This window comes from Rhodococcus sp. MEB032 (assembly GCF_030208925.1).
GTDB classification, from domain to species: domain Bacteria; phylum Actinomycetota; class Actinomycetes; order Mycobacteriales; family Mycobacteriaceae; genus Rhodococcus_F; species Rhodococcus_F qingshengii.
Genome location: NZ_JARVSY010000024.1, coordinates 23,489 through 44,377, shown reverse-complemented (window position 1 = coordinate 44,377; position 20,889 = coordinate 23,489). Strand labels below are relative to the sequence as shown.

Below are 20,889 nucleotides of genomic sequence, written 5' to 3'. Positions count from 1 at the left end.
AGGCGCTCCGACTTGAGCGCCTGACGTTTTCTGCACCGATTCAGTAGTAAAAAAATCAGTGATCGGTGGGGATGTGGAACAGGGTGGCGAGCTTGTGAATCTTCTTCGCCTTGGCGAGCTTGGGCAAGTCGCTGCCGTCGCGCACGCGTGAGCCGTCTTCGCCGAGATCGTCGATGACATTCTGAGCCCAGATCGCGTCGGCTACAGAGGGACTCAGTCCTGCGTTGACGGGGGCAGTCTGCGCGGTGGTCATGCAGAGTTTGCCGGCCATGCCGAGTGACAAGGTGATCGCACAGTCTCGGGCGAGCAGATCCAGATCGGGGCCGAGCGTGGGACCGTCGATCGGCGGAGCGATGCGTGCCGCGCGGCTGGCGATGGTGAGCCGCGAACGCGGGTACGACATCGACGTGGGGGAGTCGTCCATCCCAGTGTCGCGCCGGAAGTCGCCGCTGCCGAATGCGAGACGGAAGATGCCGTCAGTGCGTGCGATCTCGGGCGCAGCCTCGAGTCCCACCGCGGATTCGACGAGAGCAAGAATCTTGGTGCCGTCGGGAAGTCGCTCGGCCGTGGCGTCGGCCTGCTGACCGCTTTCGGTCTTTGCGAGCATGACACCCTCGAGTCCGGGGAGGCCCGCGAGTACGGCCAGATCCTCTTCCCAGAACGGTGTCGTGGCGTCGTTGATCCGAACCCAGGCGTGATTGTGTTCGCTCAGGAATGCGGCGACATCGCGGCGGGCAGCTGGTTTGTTGGGTGCGGTGACGGCATCCTCGAGGTCGAGAATGACGGCGTCGGCCGCACTCGCGAGTGCGGCGTCGAAGGTGTCCGGTTTGGACGCGGGGACGAGGAGCCAGGATCTTGCCTGCTGCGGGGCAATTCGCGAGGTCACAGGTCTCTCCATGTGAGTAGTCACATCAGGGCCTTTCCGGTGATTTCCACGACATCAATGATGCCTGCTGGCCCATCGATCGACCCAATTGCGTAACTAGATTTCAGTCACATCTGCCGCTTCGCTGCGCGCCGGATCTGAATGATGCGAACGCCGCCTGCCAACGCCATGATCAATGCGCCCGCGATGGCGGAAAGCAGGATCGTGATTCCGAGCGGAAAGTCGATCTGCCAGGCGAGGATCTTGACGGAGACGCTCTCGAGGTTCTGCAGGATGAACACCAGCAGTAAGATCAACACGATTGCACCTATGACCAGGCCAACCCAGGTCGTGGCGGCTCTGGTTCGGTCGGTGACCGACGTTCCGGTCGGCACCGGTTCAGGCGTCGGTGTCGGTTCCGGATCGTGTTTTTCCACTGCCTTGTTCTCGTCCACCTTCGGAAGTTCCGGATCGGGGCCGAAACCGTCGGCTGGGCCGTACACGGGGGAATTCGACGGATCCTCTGGTGTGGTTGACATGACATGATCATCACTCAACCTGCGCGAAGTTGCACGGGTAATCCGGCCACAATCGGGTGGCAGTGGGGTAGCACCCCAAAACAATGGGACAATGGTGTAACTATGGCTGCCTCTCTTCCCCTCGTTTTCACTGCACCCAAGCGCGGAATGCCTCCACGGCACCTCGCCGATCTCGATTCCGCCGAGCGCAAAGAAGCGGTGAAAGAGCTCGGCCTTCCGGCTTTCCGGGCCGATCAGCTGGCGCGTCAGTACTACGCGCGGCTGGAAGCCGATCCGGAGAAGATGACCGATCTCCCCGCATCGGTGCGCGAGAAGGTGGGGGAGTCGCTGTTCCCGACCTTGTTGACCCCGATCAAGCACCTCGCGTGCGATTCGGGCGACACTCGCAAGACCCTGTGGAAGGCACATGACGGAACGCTGCTCGAAAGCGTCTTGATGCGCTATCCCGACCGGGCAACACTTTGCATCTCGAGTCAGGCAGGCTGCGGAATGGCCTGCCCGTTCTGTGCGACGGGTCAGGGCGGCCTCGACCGCAACCTCTCGACCGCCGAGATCGTCGATCAGGTTCGCGAGGCAGCGGCCGCCATGCGCGACGGTGAAGTCGCCGGCGGCCCCGGACGCCTCTCGAACGTCGTGTTCATGGGTATGGGCGAGCCTTTGGCGAACTACAAGCGTGTGGTGGCAGCGGTACGACGGATCACCTCGCCTGCACCCGACGGCCTCGGCCTGTCTCAGCGGTCCGTCACGGTCTCGACCGTCGGCCTCGCTCCCGCTATCCGCAAGCTCGCTGACGAAGGCCTGAGCGTCACGCTGGCGGTATCGCTGCACACACCGGACGACGAACTGCGCGACACTCTTGTCCCGGTCAACAATCGCTGGTCAGTGTCGGAGGTACTTCAGGCTGCCCGGTACTACGCAGACAAGACCGGTCGCCGTGTGTCCATCGAGTACGCGATGATCAAGAACGTCAACGATCAGCCGTGGCGCGCGGACATGCTGGGCAAGAAGCTGAAGAAAGCACTTGGCGGGTTGGTGCACGTCAACCTGATTCCGCTCAACCCGACTCCGGGCAGCGAGTGGGACGCGAGCCCCAAGGACGTCGAGCGTGAGTTCGTGCGTCGGGTCATCGCCCAGGGCGTCTCGTGCACGGTGCGCGATACGCGCGGTCAGGAAATCGCCGCAGCCTGTGGCCAGCTGGCAGCCGAGAACTGAAGCGTTCCAGGCCTGAAACACGTAAAGAGAAGGCCTCCACGAACTTTCGTTCGTGGAGGCCTTCTCTTTGTCAGGTTTCTAGCGCGGGCGGCGACGGATGACGATGTCGCGGACCAGAATGAAGATCATCAATCCGGCGGTGCCGATGAGCCACAGATCCTCGACCTTGCCGTGATGGTTTCCGATCATCATCAGAAGCAGGAATATTGCGAAGAACCATCCGAGGAAACGGAAAAACTTGAGTCCTTCACCACTCCACCCCCATGCGGCAGAGGGAACCTCGGCCTCATCGACGTGCGAGACCACGACGGGGGCGCTGGACTTGACGTCCAACTGGGTATCGGCCACGGTCGATCCTCCTGCTCATTCGGTTGCACTACTGCCCAATATGGTGACATACGACTGCCTGTCGCACGTAGTTGGGCGTCGATAAGGTTGTTCTCAGGTGTTATCAGGAACAATGGGCGAGTGCAGGAAACCACACGTACCCGCGTCCTCCTCCTCGGCAGTACCGGTTCGATCGGTACCCAAGCGCTGGAGGTCATCGCTGCCAACCCCGACCGTTTCGAAGTAGTCGGTCTTGCAGCGGGCGGCAACAACGTCGAGTTGTTGGCCGAACAGATTCGTGCAACCGGCGTCACGGACGTCGCCGTCGCCGATCCTGCAGCGGCATCGGCGCTGGAATCGGTAACCGCCCGTTCGGGACCGAGCGCCGTGACGGAACTGGTTCGGGACAGCGGTGCCGATGTTGTCCTCAATGCGCTCGTCGGTTCTTTGGGACTCGAACCGACACTGGCGGCTTTGAACTCGGGAGCGCGCCTGGCGCTGGCGAACAAGGAATCGCTTGTCGCCGGCGGAGCGCTGGTGACGAAAGCCGCCGCCCCCGGTCAGATCGTGCCGGTCGACTCGGAGCATTCGGCGCTTGCCCAGTGCCTACGTGGTGGAACAGGCGACGAGGTGGCCCGGTTGGTTCTCACCGCTTCGGGTGGGCCGTTCCGTGGCTGGAGCGCCGAGGATCTCGAAAGTGTGAATCCAGCTCAGGCAAAAGCGCACCCCACCTGGTCGATGGGGCCCATGAACACCCTCAATTCGGCAACTCTGGTCAACAAGGGCCTCGAGCTGATCGAGACGAACCTGCTGTTCGGGATCGACTACGACCGCATCGACGTCACCGTGCACCCGCAGTCGATCGTGCATTCCATGGTCACCTTCTTCGACGGGTCGACGCTGGCGCAGGCAAGCCCGCCGGACATGAAGCTCCCGATCGCTCTCGCTCTAGGCTGGCCGGACCGCATCGAAGGTGCTGCGTCGGCATGCGACTTCACCACCGCCTCCACCTGGGAATTCGAGCCGCTCGATTCGTCGGTGTTCCCCGCCGTCGATCTGGCGCGAAGCGCGGGCAAATCCGGCGGTTGCTTCACCGCGATCTACAACGCGGCCAACGAAGTGGCGGCTCAGGCATTCCTCGACGGTGTCCTTTCCTTCCCGGCGATCGTCCGCACGGTGGCCGCTGTTCTCGACGATGCAGGTCAATGGTCCGCGGAACCGGTTACCGTGGACGACGTTCTGGCCGCAGACGGCTGGGCACGCACACGAGCGCGTCAGCTCGTGAAGCAGGAGGGCTAGAGCTTTCATGGTTTTTGCACTGGGCGTAGTGCTGTTTGCCCTCGGCATCGGCGTGTCCATCGCCCTGCACGAAGCCGGTCACATGTGGACGGCCAAGGCTTTGGGAATGAAGGTTCGCCGCTACTACATCGGCTTCGGACCGAAGATCTTCTCGTTCCGTCGAGGTGAGACCGAGTACGGCCTCAAGGCGCTGCCGCTGGGCGGATTCTGCGACATCGCGGGCATGACGGCCCTCGACGAGATGACGCCTGAAGAAGAGCCGCACGCGATGTACAAGAAGGCGGCGTGGAAGCGCGTCGTCGTCATGTCCGGCGGTATCGCGATGAACTTCATTCTCGGGTTCCTCCTGATCTACGCATTGCTTCTCGGCTGGGGCCGAACTGAGCCCGCTCAGCCAGTGGTCCAAGAGGTCACCTGTGTGGCCCCCGATCAGCTGGGCCAGGACGGCAACTTCGAGCTGACAGAGTGCTCGGGTGGGGGCCCCGCGGGAGATGCGGGCCTGCAATCGGGAGATCGGATCACCGCAGTCGACGGAAAGTCGACGAGCACCTTCCCTGAGGTGGCAGCAGCTATTCGAGGTGTGGATGGTCCGATCGTGTTGTCGGTTGATCGCGACGGAGAGGCCTTGTCGATCACGGTCGTGCCCGAACGAGTCCAGCGATATGTGAACTCGGCCAGTGGCGTTCCCGTGAAGCAGGAAGTATCCGCTGTCGGAATCGGTGGACCGGGCTCGGCGCTGGTCGAGTACAACGCTCTCACGGCTGTTCCGGCAGCCTTCGACTACACCGGCCAGATCATGGTCGACTCGGTGAAGGCATTGGCTGACATTCCGTCGAAGGTGGGGGCACTGTGGGAGTCGATCACGGGCGGCGAACGCGCCCAGGACACACCGATCAGCGTGGTCGGTGCCAGCGTGATCGGTGGCGAGGCCGCAGATCGAGCCGAGTGGCCGATGTTCGTCGGACTGCTCGCATCGATCAACTTCTTCCTCGGTGTTTTCAACATCCTGCCGCTGTTGCCGCTCGACGGCGGTCACATCGCGGTGGTCTTCTACGAGAAGATCCGTGATTGGTTCCGCGCCCGCCGAGGCTTGATTCCCGGCGGCCCGGTCGACTACACGCGACTCCTTCCGATTACTTACGTATTCATCGTGATCGGTGGCGCGTTCATGTTGCTGACACTCACGGCTGACATCGTCAATCCGATCAAGATCTTCTGACCGTGTGAGAAGGGTGACGGTTGCCGCGCGGTAGTGCGGCGATCGCCCGGCTAAACTTGCAGTGAAGCTATGAAAGAAGGCACAGACGTGACCATCCCTATCGGACTGGGAATGCCCTCGGCACCCGCAGCGATTCTTGCTCCTCGACGCAAGACACGGCAGCTGCAGGTCGGCACGGTAGGTGTGGGCAGCGATTTCCCCATCTCGGTGCAGTCCATGTGCACCACGAAGACGCACGACGTCAATGCAACGCTGCAGCAGATCGCGGAACTGACCGCGTCCGGTTGCGACATCGTCCGTGTCGCCTGCCCGCGTCAGGAAGACGCGGACGCGTTGTCGATCATTGCGAAGAAGAGCCAGATCCCGGTTATCGCCGACATCCACTTCCAGCCGCGCTACATCTTCGCGGCAATCGATGCGGGATGCGCTGCGGTGCGCGTCAATCCGGGCAACATCAAGGAATTCGACGGCCGTGTCAAAGAGGTGGCCAAGGCTGCCGGTGACGCAGGCATTCCGATCCGTATCGGTGTCAACGCGGGATCGCTCGATCCTCGGTTGATGGAGAAGTACGGCAAGGCGACGCCCGAAGCGTTGGTCGAGTCCGCGCTGTGGGAGGCCGGGTTGTTCGAAGAGCACGGCTTCGGTGACATCAAGATCTCCGTCAAGCACAACGATCCGGTGATCATGGTCGAGGCTTACCGCCAACTCGCCGCCAAATGCGATTACCCGTTGCACCTCGGCGTCACGGAGGCAGGGCCGGCGTTTCAGGGCACGATCAAGTCCGCGGTCGCCTTCGGTGCGCTGCTCGCGGAGGGTATCGGCGACACGATCCGGGTTTCGCTCTCGGCCCCGCCGGCCGAGGAAATCAAGGTCGGTAACCAGATTCTGCAGTCTCTGAACCTGCGTCCCCGCAAGCTCGAGATCGTCTCATGCCCCTCGTGTGGCCGTGCACAGGTCGATGTCTACACACTCGCCGACGAGGTCTCCGCCGGCCTCGAAGGCATGGAGATCCCGCTGCGCGTGGCAGTCATGGGTTGCGTCGTGAACGGACCGGGCGAAGCGCGTGAGGCCGACCTCGGTGTGGCGTCCGGCAACGGCAAGGGCCAGATCTTCGTCAAGGGCAAGGTCATCAAGACGGTGCCCGAGGCGCAGATCGTCGAGACGTTGATCGAAGAGGCGATGAAAATTGCCGAAAGCATGGAGGGTGACGCCTCGGAGGGTGCGCCGGTCGTCACCGTGAGTTGAGTGATTGCCGGATGAATCTTCCCCGTCGGTGTCAGGTTCGTGGCAATCTGAGTGCATCATGATCGGGTAGTGATATTCGTGGACGCGCAGTCGAGTCGAGGGGGTTGACGGATGCTCAAACTCCTCGGAGCCAAGCAGGTCGGAAGTCGAGATCTCGAAGACGTCCGACGGGTACTCGACGCCGATCCGGTGGCGGCCTGCATGATTGCCGCGCGCGTCGAAGAATGCGGCGTCGACCCACGAATGATTCACGGCGAGCTGTGGAGTCGAGGCGGGCCGTTGTCCTCACTGTGCTTTGCCGGGGCGAACCTGGTTCCGCTTCGAGGCGATCCGGATGACATTCGGGCATTCGCCGACCGTGCCTGTCGGATTCCGCGCATGTGCTCGTCGGTGGTCGGCCGCGCCGAATTGGCGTTGCCGCTGTGGGAGATGCTCGAGCTCGACTGGGGAACTGCGCGGGAGGTTCGCCCCGAACAGCCGTTGCTCGCGGTTTCCGAGCCGCTGGCGTGCCCGTCGGATCCACTGGTCCGGCAGGTTCGCTCGGACGAACTCGAGATCTATCTGCCTGCCGCGATCGCGATGTTCATCGAAGAGGTCGGAGTCGACCCGCGTGCCAACGACGGTGGGCGCGGATACCGGCACCGTGTCGCTAGCCTGATCGCCGCTGGTCGAGCGTGGGCGCACATCGAGGACGGCCAGGTCGTTTTCAAGGCGGAGGTCGGTTCGATGTCTGCTCGCTGTGGCCAGATCCAGGGTGTGTGGGTCAACCCGGAATTTCGTGGGCAGGGCTTCGGCGTGACCGGTACAGCGGCTGTAGCGGAGTCGATCATGGCGACCGGTCGCATTGCGAGCCTGTACGTCAACAGCTTCAATACGATTGCGCGGTCGACCTATTCGCGGGTGGGGTTCCGACAGGTCGCGACCTTCTCGACGGTGCTGCTCGACTGACCGTACAAGCTGCGTGCAATGGTCGCGCCTACGCTGGGTGGAGCATTTGTCGCCCTACTATGGGGCTCGATGAACACTCGGCATTTCTCTCGTAGTCGCTCGGCCCAACTGTTGGCCTCCTGCACCGTGATTTTCTTGGCGGTGGGGATCAGTTCGTGTACTCCGAAACCCGCCGGCCCCGAGCCCGTCGCGCAGCAGTTCCTGAGTGCGTTCGGTGACAGGGATATCGACGAGGCAGCAAAACTGACGGACCGGCCTGATTCCGCGGGTCCTGTATTGAGTGACACCTGGGATGCGCTCCAGGCCGAGTCGATGACTGCCGAGACCACGTCGGTGAAGATGAACGGTGACACTGCGACGGTCGGCTACACCTACGAGTGGCACCTTCCGAAAGACCGCGTGTGGACGTACGACGGCGAGCTGCAGATGGGACGCAAGGACGGCGACTGGTCCGTCCGGTGGAGTTCGACGGACGTTCACCCGCGCCTCGGTGACAAGCAGACGATGTCGTTGCGGGCAACCGCGGCGCCGCGAGCGCGGGTCAACGAGCATTCGGGCACGGATGTCCTGGTGCCGGGAATTGTCTACCGAGTGAAGTTCGATCGCTCCAAGAGCAACGACATCATTGGTTCCGCAAACAATCTCGCAAGTGTTCTCGGTCGGTTCGATTCTTCGCTGACGGGTCAATCGATCGCCGAATCCTCGACGGCCGTCAAGGGCGACTATCTGGTGACCCGCCTGCGCAGTGACGACTACGACCAGGTATCGGCGCAACTGGGAGCCATCTCGGGAGTATCTGTCTCGGACGAATCGGATCTCGTGTCGACCGACCCGGAGTTCGCGCCTGACCTTCTCGGGCAGATCAAGAAGACGATCATCGACGAGGTCGACGGCAAAGCCGGCTGGAGTGTCGTCACGGTCAACCAGAACGGCGTCGACACCGATGTGCTGACCGAGACTGCGCCGCAACCTGTTCCGTCGTTCAGTATCAGTTTGGACCGCAACATTCAGATCGCTGCTCAGCGTGCCGTGAACGTGAACAAGGATCAGGCGATGATGGTGGTCATCGAACCGTCGAGTGGGGCGATCCTGGCTGTCGCACAGAACAAGGCAGCAGACCGCGACGGACCGGTCGCGACGATGGGTCAGTACCCGCCCGGTTCGACGTTCAAGATCATCACGGCAGGCGCGGCAATTTCGACCGGTCAGGCGACCCCCGACACGATGGTGCCATGTCCTGGCCGGATCGAGATCGGTGAGCGCAGCGTCCCCAACTACAACGAGTTCTCACTCGGCACGGTGCCGATGGCAACGGCCTTCGCGCGTTCGTGCAACACGTCCTTCGCCAAGCTGGCCAGCGAGATGCAACCAGACACGTTGACCACTGCCGCAGCGCAGTTCGGCATCGGCCAGGACTACAACGTGGTGGGATTGCCGATCGATTCCGGTTCGGTGCCGCCGGCGTCGGACCTGGTGCAGCGGACCGAAGACGGGTTCGGTCAGGGAAAGGTCGTGGTCAGTCCGTTCGGAATGGCGATGGCAGCGGCGACGGTCGCGAACGGTTCGACTCCGGTGCCGCAACTGATTTCAGGGCGCGAAACCACCATCGACGGTGAGCGCCCGGCGATCTCGCCCGCCATGGTCGACGGCCTGCGCGGAATGATGCGACTCGTGGTCACCAGCGGTACTGCAGAACGCGTCGAAGATCAGGGTGAGGTGTACGGCAAGACCGGGGAAGCCGAGGTCGAAGGGGGATCGCACGCGTGGTTCGTCGGCTATCGCGGGAACCTGGCCTTCGCGACTCTGGTTGTGCGGGGCGGAAGTTCGGACAACGCCGTCGCAGTCACCCGCGACATGCTCACCGCCCTACCTGAAGGCTACTGACCCGTCAGGGGAGCAGTCCCAACCTCCGGGCGGTCACCACGGCTTCGTGGCGTGAGCTCGCGTCCAGCTTTCCCATCGCGCTTCGCAGATAGCTCTTGACTGTTTCAGGGCGAAGGGAAAGCCGTTGGCCGGCTTCGATGTTGGTGCAGCCGAGTGCGACCTGAGAGAGAACATCCACTTCACGCGGGGTGAGCGTGACGTCGGATTCGGCGTCGGCGGTGGGACGCAGCAGGTTGGCCAAACGCTGGGAGAGTCCGCGGAGTTTGGTCTGCAAGTCGGTGTCGGTGACGGTCTGGGCGACACTGCGTAGTTCGGCGTGGACTCCGCGGATCTCTTCCGAAGACATACCGTCGGCGGTAGTCGCGGCGGCGGCCTGCAGTAGTTGCAGGCGACGATCGACTTCGTCGCGGATGGCGAACTCCATCCCGAGACGCCGGGATGCGCCGACCATGACGTCTGCTGTGCGGTCACCCAACGGAGCGGAATCGCGGATCGCGGCGTAGAGCACAGCGCGCGATTTTCCCGAAACCATGACCGGAACGGCGATGATCGAATGCAGGCCCTCGCTGAGAACAGGACGGTCGAAGTGATGAGTGATGGACTGCGAATTGCCGTAATCGTTGACGGTGATCGGTGAACCCTGGGCTACGACGCGTCCGCCCATGCCCGAGCGCGGCGGGATGGCCAAGCCCTTGAGGTTGTTGGTGCGGGTGCCGACGAATTCGCTCAGGTGCAGGGTTCCGTCCTGGACCTCGCCTCCGAACAGCACGGGAACAACGCCCTGAGCTGCGATTGTGCGGAGTTCACCTCGCATTGCGTCCCCGTCGCGGGGGCGCAGAAGTGACGAAGCATGTCGGTTCACGCAGGTACCCCTTTCTGGGGGTAGTGAAGTTCTCTTGTGAGCTAGATCATAGGGGGTGAACAGTACGTATGACGAGCCACCAACGTAACCGGTCGGGCCAACCATACGACGATCGATAAGGAGCAAGTTGATGAGCACCGATCCCACCGCACGGGTGCGCGAGCTGCTGGACCAGTACGACACCCCGCATGCCAGCGCCGCAGAATTGCTCTGCGATCGGCATCCCGCGGATGGCGTTGCATTCACCGTCGTCGAGGCAGACCTTAGCTCGGTGGACCTCACTTACGGTCATCTACGTGAGCAGTCCGCGCGTTTCGCGGCAGCTCTGGCCGACCTCGGAGTCGAGCCGGGTGACAACGTCGCGACCTTGATGGGTAAGTCTGCGGACCTGGTGGTCGCGCTCCTCGGAATCTGGCGCCGCGGAGCAGTCCACGTGCCCTTGTTCACGGCGTTCGCTTCGCCGGCCATCGCTTTCCGCTTGACGGCCAGCGGCGCGAAGGTGGTCATTTCCGACGCCAATCAGCTCGAGAAGCTCGCGCCGGGAGAGGACATCCCCGCCGACGCAGCGTGGCAGGTCATCGTCGCGGGCGGCGCGGCCGGTGACGAGTTGGACTTCGACGCACTTGTCGCAGCTCAGGATGCCGAAGACGCGAAGGGCGCTGCTCAGGCAGTCGGCGGCAACGCACCGATGGTGCAGTTGTTCACCAGTGGCACCACGGGAACACCCAAGGGCGTGCCGGTTCCGGTGCGCGCGCTCGCCTCGTTCCACGCCTACCAGGAGTTCGGCCTCGACGTCCGAGAGGACGACGTGTTCTGGAACGCCGCAGACCCGGGCTGGGCGTACGGGCTGTACTACGCGTTGCTCGGCCCGCTTGCCGCTGGCACGCGAAGCCTTCTGCTGCACGCCGGATTCTCCGCGCCGCTGACGTGGCAGATCATCGAGAAGTTCGGTGTCACCAATTTTGCCGCCGCTCCGACCGTCTACCGCAGTCTGCGTGCCGACAAGGCTCCCGTTCCGGAAGGCATCTCGCTGCGCCGCGCTTCCTCGGCCGGTGAGCCCTTGACTCCGGATGTTGTTGCGTGGTCGAAGAACTCGTTGGGCGTCGAGGTCCGTGATCACTACGGCCAGACCGAGCACGGCATGTTCATCGTCAACGCCTGGGCCGACGGACTTCGCGACGATGTCCGTCCCGGATCCATGGGTCGTCCGTTGCCGGGTTGGTCTGCCGCTGTGCTGGAAGACAATTCGGATGACATTGCACCGGCCCGCACTCAGGGCCGCGTGGCGATCGATACTCACAACAGCCCGTTGATGTGGTTCACCGGGTACGTCGATGCGCCGGAGAAGACGAAGCAGCGATTCAGCGAAGACGGCCGCTGGTACATCACCGGTGATGCGGGAATGACGGACGAGGACGGATTCTTCTTCTTCTCCTCGCGCGACGACGACGTCATCATCATGGCGGGCTACCGCATCGGTCCCTTCGACGTCGAGAGCGTGCTGGTCATGCACGAGCACGTCATCGAGGCCGCCGTGGTGGGCATGCCCGACGAGTTGCGCGGTGAGGTCCTCGAAGCGTTCGTCGTACTTCGCGAAGGTGTCGACGGTGACGACGAACTCGAGAAGGAACTGCAAACCCTGGTGAAGAAGAAGTTCGCCGCGCACGCGTACCCGCGCACGGTGCACTTTGTTCCGAACCTGCCCAAGACCCCGAGTGGGAAGGTTCAGCGGTACATCTTGCGGAAGGGATAAACCCCTGCTGTGCGCCTTTATTAACCCCCGGCGGTTAATAAAGGCGCACAGCAAGGTCAGCGCCGACGAATTCTGCCGACCACCATGAGGGCGACCAGGGTGACTGCAAGCAGCAGTGTCGTATTTGCTGCGGCAAGAAATACCTGGCCACGGTCGGTGAGTCCGAAGATGCTGACCGGCAAGGTCTTCCATGTCGCCGGGTAGACCATGACCGTTGCGCCCAACTCACCCATCGACAGTGCGATGGAAAGCCCGGCGGCCGCACCCAACGCTGGGAGCAGCAGCGGTAGCGTTACCCGTGTCAGCACCCGCACCGGGCCGGCGCCGAGTGATTCGGCAGCTTGACGGTAGGCGGGATCGAGCCGTTCGAGCGCGGCCGATACGGAACTGAAGGCAAAGGCAAGCACCAAAACCGTGTGAGCGAGAATCACGATCCACTTGGTGCCGCCGAGCAGTAGCGGGCGCTCGTTGAAAGTGATGAGCAGACCCAAGCCGATCGCGACCGACGGAACCGCAATCGGTAAATGGAATACGGCATCGGTGATGCGCCGCAGCCACATCGGTGCCTCACGCGAGGCCAGCGCGGCCCACGTTCCGACGATCAATGCCAATGCCCCCGCGATGAATGCAGTCTGCAAACTGACGATCAGGCTGGCGAAGTTCTCGTCGGACAGCGCCGTGGAGAAGTTCTTGCCGCCGAGATTCGACGGGAGTGGACCGGTCCACGATCCGGCCAAGGCAGCCGCGACGACGGTGGCGATGGGCGCGACGAAAACCACCGCGACGACCAGGGTGAAGAATCCGAGTACGAGGGCCCTAGAGCTTCGTGTCCACAGCAGCACGGCTGCCTCCCATCAATCTGTTGAAGGTGAATCGGTAGAGGCAGTACAGGCCGAGTGAGAGTGCGACCTGGACCGTCGCGATCACTGCTGCGCCGGGCAAGTCGAAGGTGACAATGCCGCGGGTGTAGATGAGGACCGGAAGAGTTACGACGTCTTTTGCTCCGGTGAAGAGCACGATGCCGAATTCATTCAGTGTCATCAGAAGTACGAGCGATCCACCGGCCAGGAGGGCCGGCCACGCTTCCGGCATCACCACCTGTCGCAGAACTCGGACGGGTGACGCGCCGAGACTGGCTGCCACGTCGAGTTGTTCACGCGGAATCTGGGTGAACGCTGCCAATAGCGGACGCACGACAAAGGGTGTGAAGAAAGTGATTTCGGCCGCGATCACACCGAACGGAGTGTTGAGGAAATTCAGTGGGCCGCTCGCATCGCCGGTGATGCGGACGATCAAGGCGTTGACGGCGCCGGCTGTCCCGTACAGGAACGTGAACGCCAGCGTGATCAGGAAAGACGGCAGGGCGAGCACCGTGTCGATCAATCGCCCCACCACCTTGGATCCGGCGAACGGAACGAAGGCAAGCACCAAGGCGAGGAAGGTGCCCAGGATCAGGCAACCCAGGGTCGACGCCACGGCGATTTGGATGGTCCGCCAGAGCGCGGTTCTGAACAGTTCCGAACCGAGCACCGAAGACCACGTGGACAACCCGGTGCCATCTGCGGTGCTCAGAGATTCCGTGAGGACACGTGCGGTGGGATAGACAGCAAACACGAGGACAAGAAGCAGTGGTGGCAGCGTCCAGCCGATCCGGCGCCACGGGATCGGGTCTTTGTGCTGGGGCGCAGCGGTTTCGGGGCGTTCCAGGGTTGTCGTCATGGGTGGCGATCCGCCGGAACCAGGACACTGCCGTCCGTGGGCAGGACGACACCCACTTCGGTGTCGACCGGTCGTTCGTCGTGCCCTGGAACATCCGCGTCGACGCGGACATCGTCGAGGCCACATACAGCCAGCGTCAGACGCGTCGTGGAACCGCGCCAGACGCTCGAGACGATGCGCGCCGGGAATGATCCTCGTGTGCCGACGCCGCTTACGCCTACCGCATGTGGACGAACACACAGGTAGGCGTCCATGTCGGACTCCCATTCGATGTGCCCGATCTCGGGCTGCGGGGCGTGAGCAGTGAATGGCGTGCCACCGATCGAGACCAGCGCGGAGGTGCCGATGACGCGTGTGACGGTGCAGGGCAGCAGGTTGGCACCCCCGAGGAACGCCGCGGTGAAGCTGGACGGCGGACGTTTCCACAAGGCCTCAGCGGTGTCGATGTCCGCGAGTCTGGCGTTGCGCATCACTGCGATTCGGTCTGCGAGCGCCAGGGCTTCACTCTGATCGTGCGTCACGTAGAGCATGGCTGTGTCAGGTAGTGCTCCCCGCAGTCTCGCCAGTTCGCCGAGCATGCTCTCGCGAAGTTGAGCATCCAGGGCGGCCAACGGTTCGTCGAGGAGGAGTACTCCAGGGCGAATTGCCAACGCTCGGGCAATGGCGATTCGCTGCTGTTGACCGCCGGAAAGTTCACGGGGAAGCCGCTTTCCGTACGCCGACATCCCGACCATGTCCAGGGCTTCGGCCACGCGAGGGCCGATCTCCGACCGCGGCACGCGATGGGCTCGGAGTCCGAAGGCTACGTTTTCGGATACACGCATGTGCGGGAAGAGAGTGTACGACTGGACGACGACGCCGATACCGCGTTGTGCGGGAGGCAGATTGGTGATGTCTCGGGTGCCGAGCTTGACGGAACCGGACGTGGGGCGGACAAATCCCGCGAGGGCCTTCAGGGCGGTCGACTTGCCGGATCCACTGGGCCCCAGCAGTGCCACAGTTTCACCCGGCGCCACTCGCAGATTGAAATCGACGAGTGCATGGGTTGCGGTCTTCCCGCGGCCGTAGGCGACGTTGACGCGATCGAAGGTGATGGCCGGAGCAGAATGTTCGATCGCTCCGTGAACACCGACGGTCTCGGGGAGCGTCCGCCCCAGTCTGGTTCTTGCCATGATCAGCTCCCGGTGGCTTTCTGGTAAGCGGCGATGTCGGCGTCGAGCGAGCTGAGGACGTCGTTCCAGTTCGGGGTCCACACGTTGACGCCCTGCAGAACTCCGGAAGGCGTGTTCTTGTCGGTGGATTCACCGGCAGCGCTTCGGACGTCCTCGCGGACCGATACGCCGAGTGCATCGGTGGCGACGGTCTTCTGGGATTCTGCGGAGAGCAGGAACTCCATCAACTTCTTGGCTTGTTCGCTGCTCGGTGCGCTCTTGGCGAGGCCCATCACGTAGGGCAGTGCAATGGTGGTGCGAGTGCCGTCGGCTCCAGTGGGGAAGAAGATGTCGAACTTCGATCCGTCGTCGGCGATGGAGGCGAGGTTCATCTGGACGTCACCGTTGGCGACCAGCAGCTCTCCGTTACTGACCTTGGGCTGGAGCTTTCCGGTGGAGGACGACGGCCCGACATTGTTGGCCTGGAGCTTTCCGAGGTAGTCGAGTGCTCCTTCCTTACCCATCAGGTGCTGGAGCAGCAAGAGCACCGCGGTACCGTCGCCGGCCTGGCCGGGCGTGGAGTACTGCAACTTGCCCTTGAACTGGTCAGTGAGCAGATCGTCCCAAGATTGTGGGGCGGGTGATGCAGTCGGATTGGCGATGAACGAGAGGTAATTCTCGACGACGGGCACGTACTTGCCGGCGTCGTCCTTGTCTCCGGCAGGAACGGCGGAGGTGTCGATTCCGCTGGGCTCGAGCAGACCTTGGGCGTCGGCCTTCTGGATGAACGGGGGCAGCGTAATGATCACGTCTGCCTGTGGGTTGGACTGCTCCTTTTCGACGCGGGAGACGACCTCGCCGGATCCGGCTTCCACGAGGTTGACGGCGATACCGGTCTGCGCGGTGAAGGCGTCGAATCTTCCCTTGTACCAACCGGACAGACCGTCGGCGCTGTAGACGGTGACGGTCTCGGTATCTGATCCGGCAGCAGTGCCGGTGCCACCGCAGGCAGTGGTGAACGAAAGGACGGACACGGCGAGAGCGGCCGCAGCGATGCTCGGGCGTAGACGCATGACGATTCCTTTTTCGGAGGTGAGATCAGGAGTGGGTGAGGAGTTCGGCGAACTCCGTCACGGACGGGACGATGTGGGTGGCTCCGGCGTCGCGAAGCTGTTGCTCGTCGTGTGCGCCGGTCAGAGTTCCGGCGACGATGGATGCGCCGGAACGAATGCCGCTGAGCACGTCGTTGGACGTGTCGCCGAGTACGGCGATCTGGCGGACGTCGTCGATCGAAAGTTTGAGCAGGGCAGTCAGAATCAGGTCGGGGTACGGTCGACCGCGACCGGCCTCGGCAGGGGAGAGGGTGAGATCGGCGAGGGTTTTCCAGCCGAGCGCGACGAGGAGTTTGTCCTGGGTCGATCGGCTGAACCCGGTGGTCAAGGCAACTTTGATGCCGGCCTCGCGCAAAGTGGTGATGGCTTTCTCGGCGCCGGGGATCGGCTCGGCCAGGCCCTGGTCGATGAGGGAGTCGTACGTGGTTTCGAAGGCGGCGTTCGCGGCCTGGGCGCGGTCTTCGTCACCGAAGATCGCCCGGAACACGACGATCTTCGACTGGCCCATCGTGTCGAGGACGTACTGGCGAGCGGCGTCGGCTTCCGGGCCTTCGGCGGGCAGTCCGCCGGCTTCAGCGGCGGCAGCGAAGGCGCGAAGAACCAGTCCGTCGTCGGCGACGGTGGTGCCGGCCATGTCGAGAACGGCAAGGGTGATCGGAGACATGAGAAGTCTTTCTTGTCGGAAGGATTCAGAGACCGAGCTGGTCGGCGGTTTGTTCCGCCAGTGCCGGGCCGAGCGTCATACCGCGGCCACCGGGGCCGGCAACCACCCAGACGTTGTCGGCGGCTTGTGCGCGGTGAACAAGTTGTGAGGGGTCGATGCACTGGCTGTAGACGCCCGCCCAACGCTTGACGATTGGCGGAAGATCGCGTCCCAGAAGTGTTTCCACGACTCCGGACAGATGGCGATAGGGCGCCTCGTCGACATCGAAGTCGAAGGGTTCCTCGTATTCGTGGGTGTCGCCGATGGTCAGCCCGCCGTGCAAGCGCTGCACGCACAGGAGTTGCATGCGGTGTTCCTCGGCAGTCGGTTCCTGCGGCTGCACTGTGCGGAGGTGATCGAGGGCAGATCCGGCGAAACCGGGGTAGTAGCGGAAGCTGTCACCGTCAGCGATTGCGGTGGTGAGCTTTTCGCCGAGTGGGGCGCTCTGCATCATCTGCAGGCGCACACGGCGCAACGGGAGATCGCCGGCGAGATCGCGAGCCAATCCGCCGAGTGTCGCTCCGGGGCAGACGATCACGAGATCGGCGTCGAAGCTGCGACCGTGGTCGTCGCGGATGTGTGCGCCGGAGGTGGTCGTCGTGATCTCGCGGGCTTCCGTTCCGGCGTGGAAAGTGTAACGGCCGGTGGATTCGAGGTAAGAACGGATGGCGGGGAGCGCTTGCCGTGACTCGACAGCGGCGTCCAGCGTGCAGTGCAGTCCGCCGAGAAACTTGCCCCGGAGCGCGGGGTTGACGACGCGAACGGCGTCGGGATCCAGAACCGCGAACCCTCGGTTGTCGGCGTCCGGCCGAGAGAACGCTTCCTGCGCGACCGCGACCTCCTCCTCGGTGCGCATGAGGGTGATGGAGCCGGCTGGGCGGTATCCGACGCCGGGGACACGGGCGGCAAGGTCTGCCCACAGTTCGCGCGAGCGCAGCGCAGCTTCGAGTTCGTGCGGGGCTCGCCCGGATACCCAGACGAGGCCGAAGTTCCGTACCGTGGCACCGCGGGCTTCGGGCTCACGTTCGAGATGGATGACGTCGTGTCCCCGACGGATTGCCTCGTCGGCGTGCGCCGTTCCGAGGATCCCTCCGCCCACAATCAAAATTCGCATGTAGAAATAGTGACGTTTGGTCTAGACCAATAGGGGGAATCGAGACGAACTCCAGGTTAACAATTGGTATAGACCGAATTCTTGTACGCTTGCGCCATGAATCAGCAGACGTCCACCGGGCCGGGGACCTCGAGCGTCGTGATCGAACCGGAGTTGAAGTACTACCGGGTGCGCACCGAGATCGAGACCATTCTCAGTGGGCTCGAGGAGGGCGACGCAGTCCCGTCCGAGCGGGAATTGGCGGCGCGGTTCACAGTCGCTCGCGAGACGGTCCGTCAAGCGCTTCGTGATCTTCTTGTCGAAGGGCGAATCGAGCGGCGGGGGCGGGGCACTGTCGTCGCGAGTCCGAAGTTGGTTCAGCCGCTATCGATTCGTTCCTATACCGAAGGTGCTCTGAGCGCTGGGCGAGTACCCAGTCGTAAGGTTGTGACCTTCGAACGAATGTCGGCCGACGACGGTCTCGCCACGGAATTGGGTATCGAACCAGGTGACAGCGTCGTTCACCTCGAGCGTGTTCTCTTCGCCGACGGAGAGAAGATCGGACTCGAATCAACGTTCTTGCCGGACAGCAGGTTCGGTGAGATGCTCGACGCTTTCGATGCGACGACGTCGCTGTACGCGGCTATCCGTTCCATCGGCGTGGTCTTTGCCTCCGCAACCGAACGGATCGAGACGGTGCTCGCTTCACCGCGGGAGGCAACCCTCGTCGAGTCCACCACCTCGATGCCGATGCTTCTATTACACCGGACGTCTGTCGACCCGGATGGTGTGCCGATCGAGCGCGTTCGTTCGCTCTACCGTGGTGACCGTATTGCCTTCTTGACGACTCTTCGCGAGTAGGAGGGGCGTCGAGGGGGTCTGCTGTTACCGGGAACGATAGGCACTCCCAGGCCCGTGGAATTTGTTCTGTACTGGACTCCATCAAACGGGAGGACAGTGAACATGGGTGACAAGAAGGTCTGGTTCGTAACCGGCGCAGGCCGGGGGATGGGAGTCGATATTGCTCAGGCTGCTCTTGCCGCCGGGCACGCGGTGGTGGCAACGGGGCGTGATGCGGACCGTGTTTCTGCAGCGATCGGTGCGCATGACGACCTGTTGGTGATTGCCTTGGACATCACCGACGAACAAGCCGCATATGCCGCGGTGGACACGGCAGTTGCACGATTTGGTGGAATCGATGTACTGGTGAACAACGCCGGAAACTTCTACGCCGGGTTCTTCGAGGTTGTCAGTCCGGCGCAACTTCGCGCTCAGATGGAGACCAACTTTTTCGGGCCGATCAATGTGACACGGGCGGTGTTGCCGGTAATGCGTAGGCAACGGAGTGGACGTGTCGTGACTGTCAGCTCGCTTGCGGGCCTGGTTGGTCAGGAGTTTTGCGCAGCCTACGCGGCGTCGAAGTTTGCGCTGGAGGGTTGGATGGAATCATTGCAATTCGATGTCGAACCGTACGGAATCGGGACGATGATCGTGGAGCCGGGATTCTTCCGGACCGAACTGCTTGTCGAGGGTGCGTCGTCGGTCTGGCCGGAATTGTCGATAGACGATTACGACGCTCGGACTGACGAGACCGTCGAAGCGTGGAAGAGTATGAACGGTGCCCAGGGCGGGGATCCGGTGAAACTTGCCGCGGCACTTGTGGCACTTGTCGATTCGCCGCTACCCCCACGTCGTTGGGTCGCCGGTGCCGATGCAGTGTCCGTGGTTGAGCAGAAAGCCCACCAACTACTCGATCAAGTTGAAGCCCATCGCGGTTTGTCCTCGTCGCTTGCCCACGTGGACGTGACGACCTGATCCGAGTTTGTCAGGTCACGGGAGTGAGGTGAACATGTCCACGAGCCCCTGGGGTGCGTTCTCGCCGAAGCACATGTCCAGTCCATCAGCGGACTGTTGTGCCGCCGCGGCGCTGCGTGGGAATAGGCGCTCTTCGTAGACAGCTAGCCCTTCCTCCGTGCTGCTGTGCGAAGCGATCGCCTGGCCGAGTTCCGCGCCGTCGAGCATTGCCAGGTTCGCACCCTCTCCGGCAAACGGCGACATGACGTGTGCCGCGTCCCCGAGCAGAGTGACCCCGGGAGTACGGCTCCAACTGTGGCCGATGGGAAGGGCATGGATGGGGCGAGGGGTCAGCGAGCTGTCGGCTTCGACGATCAGTGAACGCAGTGACTCGTCCCAGTCCGAGAAGTGTTCCAGCAGAACCTTCTTCGCGATGTGATCGTCGGAGAAGTCGACACTCGCTGCCCAGCTCTCGGGAACTCGCAGGGCGGCGTAGATGTGCAGACTGTTGTCGGTCTCACGGTGGGCAAGGAAGCCCTTGTCGGCACTGAGTGCGAACATCATTCCGCCGCCGACGGTTTCAGCGGCATCCACGTGCTGGTTGTCGGCGGCGTCGAGGTCGAACTCCACGAAAGATATTCCGGTGTACGCAGGAGCGTCGTTTGAAACCAGTGGACGGATTTTCGACCACGCACCGTCGGCGCCGACCAAGAGATCGGTGGTGAAGTGGGTGCCATCCGCGAGGTGAACTTCGTGTCGACCATCCGGCAACGGATGAGCACTGCGGACCTTGGCTCCCCAGTGGATTGTTTCCTTCGGAATTGAGCTGAGCAGTAGGTCACGGAGCTGGCCGCGGTCGATTTCCGGGCGGTCGCCGTCTCCGGTGTCCTGCTCGCTCAGGTGCACGACGGCATTTCGATCGAGGACGCGTGTCTCTTCCCCGCCTTGATGAACGAGGGCGCGGAACTCCTCATAGAGGCCGGCGGCACGAAGCGCGATCTGACCCGAGTCTTCGTGGATGTCGAGCATCCCGCCTTGAGTTCTGGCTGTCGGTCCGGATTCGAGATCGAATACCGCCGAATCGATTCGGCGGAGATGGAGGACTCGGGCGAGGGTGAGGCCGCCGAGGCCGGCGCCGATGATTGCGATGGGGTAGTGGTTCAT

Annotated in this window: 20 protein-coding genes; 9 read left to right on the top strand and 11 right to left on the bottom strand. The window is 62.9% G+C overall.

Annotation, left to right across the window (positions count from 1 at the left end; translation table 11 throughout):
• Window positions 1–55 precede the first annotated feature (55 nt).
• Together QRN54_RS22230 and QRN54_RS22225 are read right to left on the bottom strand one after the other, a co-directional pair.
• Window positions 56–898, bottom strand: coding sequence for an HpcH/HpaI aldolase/citrate lyase family protein (locus QRN54_RS22230; protein ID WP_030535660.1), 843 nt, complete (start codon window positions 896–898; stop codon window positions 56–58).
• A 95-nt stretch (window positions 899–993) separates the two neighbouring features.
• Window positions 994–1,404, bottom strand: coding sequence for a LapA family protein (locus QRN54_RS22225; RefSeq protein ID WP_073512295.1), 411 nt, complete (start codon window positions 1,402–1,404; stop codon window positions 994–996).
• A gap of 102 nt (window positions 1,405–1,506) precedes the next feature.
• Here QRN54_RS22225 and rlmN point away from each other — a divergent pair, with 102 nt between their 5' ends.
• Complete coding sequence (gene rlmN, locus QRN54_RS22220) at window positions 1,507–2,616, top strand: dual-specificity RNA methyltransferase RlmN (RefSeq protein WP_003942816.1); 1,110 nt, start codon at window positions 1,507–1,509, stop codon at window positions 2,614–2,616.
• Between the two features lie 78 nt (window positions 2,617–2,694).
• Here the strand turns inward: rlmN and QRN54_RS22215 are convergent, their stop codons facing one another.
• Window positions 2,695–2,964, bottom strand: coding sequence for a DUF2631 domain-containing protein (locus QRN54_RS22215; protein WP_003942762.1), 270 nt, complete (start codon window positions 2,962–2,964; stop codon window positions 2,695–2,697).
• Window positions 2,965–3,084: 120 nt separating this feature from the next.
• On the opposite strand from QRN54_RS22215, the gene dxr reads away from it, so the two are divergent.
• The 5 genes from dxr to QRN54_RS22190 all read left to right on the top strand — a co-directional run bounded on the left by dxr (window position 3,085) and on the right by QRN54_RS22190 (window position 9,538).
• Complete coding sequence (gene dxr / locus QRN54_RS22210) at window positions 3,085–4,242, top strand: 1-deoxy-D-xylulose-5-phosphate reductoisomerase (protein ID WP_030535659.1); 1,158 nt, start codon at window positions 3,085–3,087, stop codon at window positions 4,240–4,242.
• A gap of 7 nt (window positions 4,243–4,249) precedes the next feature.
• On the top strand, window positions 4,250–5,461 hold the full coding sequence (locus QRN54_RS22205; protein WP_030535658.1) for a M50 family metallopeptidase: 1,212 nt from the start codon (window positions 4,250–4,252) through the stop codon (window positions 5,459–5,461).
• Between the two features lie 87 nt (window positions 5,462–5,548).
• On the top strand, window positions 5,549–6,706 hold the full coding sequence (ispG, locus tag QRN54_RS22200) for a flavodoxin-dependent (E)-4-hydroxy-3-methylbut-2-enyl-diphosphate synthase (RefSeq protein WP_007734888.1): 1,158 nt from the start codon (window positions 5,549–5,551) through the stop codon (window positions 6,704–6,706).
• Window positions 6,707–6,817: 111 nt separating this feature from the next.
• Window positions 6,818–7,654 (top strand): GNAT family N-acetyltransferase, encoded by an 837-nt coding sequence (locus QRN54_RS22195; RefSeq protein ID WP_003942692.1) that lies wholly within the window; start codon window positions 6,818–6,820, stop codon window positions 7,652–7,654.
• Window positions 7,655–7,723: 69 nt separating this feature from the next.
• Entirely contained in the window at window positions 7,724–9,538 is a 1,815-nt protein-coding gene (locus tag QRN54_RS22190; protein ID WP_042450801.1) for a penicillin-binding transpeptidase domain-containing protein, read from the top strand.
• A 4-nt stretch (window positions 9,539–9,542) separates the two neighbouring features.
• Here the strand turns inward: QRN54_RS22190 and QRN54_RS22185 are convergent, their stop codons facing one another.
• The gene (locus QRN54_RS22185; RefSeq protein WP_042450799.1) at window positions 9,543–10,352 is read right to left on the bottom strand and encodes a LuxR C-terminal-related transcriptional regulator; all 810 of its coding nucleotides are present in this window, start codon (window positions 10,350–10,352) and stop codon (window positions 9,543–9,545) included.
• Window positions 10,353–10,530: 178 nt separating this feature from the next.
• On the opposite strand from QRN54_RS22185, the gene QRN54_RS22180 reads away from it, so the two are divergent.
• Window positions 10,531–12,153, top strand: a complete 1,623-nt coding sequence (locus QRN54_RS22180; protein WP_042450797.1) for an AMP-binding protein — start codon at window positions 10,531–10,533, stop codon at window positions 12,151–12,153.
• 56 nt (window positions 12,154–12,209) lie between these two features.
• Here the strand turns inward: QRN54_RS22180 and QRN54_RS22175 are convergent, their stop codons facing one another.
• The 6 genes from QRN54_RS22175 to QRN54_RS22150 are packed head-to-tail and all read right to left on the bottom strand — an operon-like array spanning window position 12,210 to window position 17,952.
• Window positions 12,210–12,995 carry an ABC transporter permease gene (locus QRN54_RS22175; RefSeq protein ID WP_003942733.1) on the bottom strand — a complete coding sequence of 262 codons (786 nt, stop codon included), beginning with the start codon at window positions 12,993–12,995 and terminating at the stop codon, window positions 12,210–12,212.
• Entirely contained in the window at window positions 12,970–13,872 is a 903-nt protein-coding gene (locus QRN54_RS22170; protein ID WP_042924412.1) for a 2-aminoethylphosphonate ABC transporter permease subunit, read from the bottom strand. Before QRN54_RS22170 ends, QRN54_RS22175 begins: the two co-directional genes overlap by 26 nt.
• Window positions 13,869–15,044, bottom strand: a complete 1,176-nt coding sequence (locus QRN54_RS22165) for an ABC transporter ATP-binding protein (RefSeq protein ID WP_285183092.1) — start codon at window positions 15,042–15,044, stop codon at window positions 13,869–13,871. The genes QRN54_RS22170 and QRN54_RS22165 overlap by 4 nt, the downstream gene beginning before the upstream one ends.
• Window positions 15,045–15,046: 2 nt before the next feature.
• Complete coding sequence (locus tag QRN54_RS22160; RefSeq protein ID WP_285183091.1) at window positions 15,047–16,096, bottom strand: 2-aminoethylphosphonate ABC transporter substrate-binding protein; 1,050 nt, start codon at window positions 16,094–16,096, stop codon at window positions 15,047–15,049.
• A 25-nt stretch (window positions 16,097–16,121) separates the two neighbouring features.
• Window positions 16,122–16,799, bottom strand: a complete 678-nt coding sequence (locus QRN54_RS22155; protein ID WP_285183090.1) for a phosphonatase-like hydrolase — start codon at window positions 16,797–16,799, stop codon at window positions 16,122–16,124.
• A 25-nt stretch (window positions 16,800–16,824) separates the two neighbouring features.
• Window positions 16,825–17,952 (bottom strand): TIGR03364 family FAD-dependent oxidoreductase, encoded by a 1,128-nt coding sequence (locus tag QRN54_RS22150; protein WP_214514391.1) that lies wholly within the window; start codon window positions 17,950–17,952, stop codon window positions 16,825–16,827.
• A gap of 96 nt (window positions 17,953–18,048) precedes the next feature.
• Here QRN54_RS22150 and QRN54_RS22145 point away from each other — a divergent pair, with 96 nt between their 5' ends.
• Both QRN54_RS22145 and QRN54_RS22140 read left to right on the top strand, forming a co-directional pair.
• Window positions 18,049–18,792 carry a GntR family transcriptional regulator gene (locus tag QRN54_RS22145; protein WP_007734901.1) on the top strand — a complete coding sequence of 248 codons (744 nt, stop codon included), beginning with the start codon at window positions 18,049–18,051 and terminating at the stop codon, window positions 18,790–18,792.
• Window positions 18,793–18,894: 102 nt separating this feature from the next.
• Entirely contained in the window at window positions 18,895–19,746 is an 852-nt protein-coding gene (locus tag QRN54_RS22140) for an SDR family oxidoreductase (protein ID WP_285183089.1), read from the top strand.
• Window positions 19,747–19,761: 15 nt separating this feature from the next.
• Here QRN54_RS22140 and QRN54_RS22135 read toward each other — a convergent pair whose 3' ends face one another.
• Complete coding sequence (locus QRN54_RS22135) at window positions 19,762–20,889, bottom strand: FAD-dependent oxidoreductase (protein WP_285183088.1); 1,128 nt, start codon at window positions 20,887–20,889, stop codon at window positions 19,762–19,764.